General features: G+C 64.9%; 2 protein-coding genes and 1 pseudogene. All 3 read left to right on the top strand.

Annotated features, from left to right (window positions below; translation table 11 throughout):
* The first annotated feature begins 231 nt into the window (after positions 1 to 231).
* Positions 232 to 744, top strand: a complete 513-nt coding sequence (locus ACW2Q0_RS31015; protein ID WP_457194478.1) for a hypothetical protein — start codon at positions 232 to 234, stop codon at positions 742 to 744.
* A gap of 118 nt (positions 745 to 862) precedes the next feature.
* Positions 863 to 1,771, top strand: coding sequence for an IS5 family transposase (locus tag ACW2Q0_RS31010; RefSeq protein ID WP_457194477.1), 909 nt, complete (start codon positions 863 to 865; stop codon positions 1,769 to 1,771).
* 344 nt (positions 1,772 to 2,115) lie between these two features.
* A pseudogene (locus ACW2Q0_RS31005) lies at positions 2,116 to 3,086 on the top strand (IS3 family transposase); the annotation flags it as partial.

The following is a 3,086-nucleotide window of genomic DNA, read 5'->3' as shown; positions in this document are numbered from 1 at the left end:
AGGATCGCCGGGTTCGATACCTTCAGCGAAATGATCTATCCAGGTAGAAAAGCGGCGCCACGAATTGCGCAATCGCGCCGAGAAGCGTTGGTGTCCCATCCTCGAGTAAGTGCCTGTGAACAAACTGATCGAATGACGTGTCTGGTGTTGTGATCTGCGGTTTTTGTTGCGGGCCTGTTGGGGTGGTTGCTGGCGGTTTATCGTCGGGACGGGGGCCGATGGAGGCGAATCATGGTGTCCTGGCGCGAGGAGCTGGCCCGACGTGAGGCAGGGCTGGACGAGGAGGTGGCGCGGCTGCGCCGCCAGATCGGTGAGTTGACCGATCAGCTGGCCGCCCACGAGCTGGCGTTGTCGAGGCTGGCGATCACTCGGGAGACAATGCAGGAGTTGCTCGCCGAGGACGAACCCGCTGGTAGCGGCGTGCCGAGCGAGGCCGTTGTGAGTGCGAATACCGTGGCAGTGCAGCCTATTTCGGCTTCGGGGCGACCGTTCGGGTTGGTGCTGGTGCCGCAGCGGGTGGCGGGGATGGATGCGGCGGCGGTGTTGCCGGGTGACTACTGCGACATTCTCGTGGTGCTGGCCGAGGCCGGTGACGGGTTGCGCGCCGGGCAGGTCGCGGCCGAGTTGGGGATCACGGCGACGGATCGGTCGAAGGTGGAAGCGTTGCGGTCGAAGCTGAAACGCCTGGTCGCGCGAGGGTGGGCTGAACAGGCGCCGTCGGGGGTGTTCACGATCGCCGAATGATGGTGGTGTCACCGGTGATTGACAGCCGCACCGTCGTGCGGTGTGGCATCGCGGTGGGGGCGGGACCAAGTGGTAGCCAAGGGGTCACCACAACTCCTGCACCCACAAGGCCCCGCCCATGTCGTTCTACCCTGCAACGCTTTTCGCTGGCGCCGATATCGCTGAAAACGGGTGCGTGTGTGTGGCGTGCCGGTTCGGCCACGGCGGCGCCCGCCCGGCGCGGGTGCGCCGCTACACCTCCGACACCACCGACGCCCAATGGGAACAGTTGGCGGCGGTGCTGCCGTGGCCGGTCTGGCTCGACGGCGGTGGGGGCCGGCCCGAGGAATACTGCCGCCGCCAGATCATCGACGCGATCTTCTACCTGGCCGACAACGGCTGCAAATGGCGCAATTTGCCGTGCGATTTTCCGCCCTGGCGCACCGTCTACGGCCTGTTCCACCGCTGGTGGCACAGCGGAGACGTTCTCGCCGTGCACAACGACCTCCGAGATATGTTGCGCGCCAAGGCCTCTCGTGATCTGGACCCGACCGCGGCGATCATCGATTCCCAGACCCTGCGCGCCGCCGAAACCGTCGGCACCGACACCCGCGGCTGGGACGCAGGGAAGAAAATGAACGGACGCAAACGCCACATCATCGTCGACACCCTCGGGCTGCTGCTGGTCTGCCACGTCACCGCCGCCAGCGTCCAAGACCGCGACGGCGCCCGCACCGCCCTGCACCAACTCCGTGAACTCTTCACCACCCTGGCCCTGGTCTGGGCCGACGGCGCCTACTCCGGCAAACTCGTCGACTGGGCCCGCCAGCAACTCGCACTCACCCTCGAGATCGTCAAACGCAGCGACGACACCACCGGATTCGTTGTCCTACCACGACGTTGGGTCGTCGAACGCACCCTGGGCTGGATCACCAGACGCCGACGATGCGTCCGCGACTACGAACGCCTCCCCGAACACCACGAAGCCATGGTCACCTGGTCGATGATCATGCTCATGTCACGGCGACTGGCCCGCACCCGAAAATGAGCAGTTTGTTCACAGGCACTAAGACCGGGTTGCTGTGTTCGGCAGGCCAGCATTGAACTCGGCCGCGTCTGATCCGGCGATCCGAGCCGGTCACCGCCGGCTCGGAGACTCCGGCACCACACGCAAATCGGCAATATCGTGCGTTCGCCGACCGCGCGCCCAGCGACATTAGAGCATGGTCAAGACCACAGAGCGGTGTGGCTTGGAGTCAGGCCATGCGCCCAACACGAATACCGAACCACATCAAGCCCCCTGCCCTCCTCGAACGCGGGGTGGGCAGGGGCCTTTCCGTGAATCGCCCCGAGTTTCATGCCCACTCTCTTTCTTGAGAGGATGGGCAAGAGATGCCAGCGAAGTACGACGAAGCGACCAGGGCCAAGGCTGTCCGGCTGGTCGTCGATCACCGTGACGACTACAACAGCGAATGGGCCGCGATCAAGGCGGTGCCGGCTCGGCTGGGCATGACGGCGGAGACGCTGCGGAAATGGATCCGGCAGGCCGCGGTCGATCGGGGCGAGGCCGAAGGGACCTCGACGGAGTCGGCCAGGATCATCCGGGAGCAGAAACGGAAGATCGCCGAGTTGGAGCAGACGATCGAAATCCTTTCTGCGGCAACGTCTTTTTTCGCGCGGGACAAGCGCCCGCGACACCATTAGTGTGTGAGTTCATCGCCGAGCACAAGGCCCGGTTCCCGATCGCGGCGATGTGCCGGGCGCTGACCGCGCGCGGGGTGACGATCTCGGCGAGAACCTTCCATGCCTGGGCGAAACGTGCCCCGTCGAAACGGGCGTTGTGGGATACCGCCCTCACGGAGATCCTCGCCGGCTATTACGAGCCCGACGAGAACGGTAAACGTCGGCCGGAATGCCTGTACGGGGCGGAAAAGATGTGGGCGCACCTGCGGCGCGAAGGCATCGAGGTGGCCCGGTGCACGGTGGAACGGTTGATGCGGGCCAACGGGTGGCGAGGTGTGGTGCGGCGCAAGAAGATTCGCACGACCGAGGCTGATCCGGCTGCGGCGCGGGCGGCGGATCTGGTGGATCGGCAGTTCCGGGTACCGGCACCGAATCTGTTGGTCGTGGCCGACTTCACCTATGTGCGGCTGGCGATGGGCGGGTTCGTGTACACGGCGTTCGTCATCGATGCGTACGCGGGCCGGATCCTGGGCTGGGAATGCTCGACCAGCAAACTGACCGCGTTCGTGGAATCGGCGATCCGGCAAGCCGCCGCGCTGCGGAACCGTGAAGGACATCCGCTGACTGATGCGATCCATCATTCGGATGCGGGGAAGTATACATCGGTGAAATTTGGTGAA

This window comes from Nocardia citri (assembly GCF_054065835.1).
The sequence above is the reverse complement of the archived record's forward strand: the minus strand, read 5'-3'. Positions and strand labels throughout refer to the sequence as shown.

Coding starts and splice junctions, on each gene's coding strand:
- ACW2Q0_RS31015 (WP_457194478.1), top strand. CDS start 232: ATGGTGTCCTGGCGCGAGGAGCTGGCCCGACGTGAGGCAGGGCTGGAC.
- ACW2Q0_RS31010 (WP_457194477.1), top strand. CDS start 863: ATGTCGTTCTACCCTGCAACGCTTTTCGCTGGCGCCGATATCGCTGAA.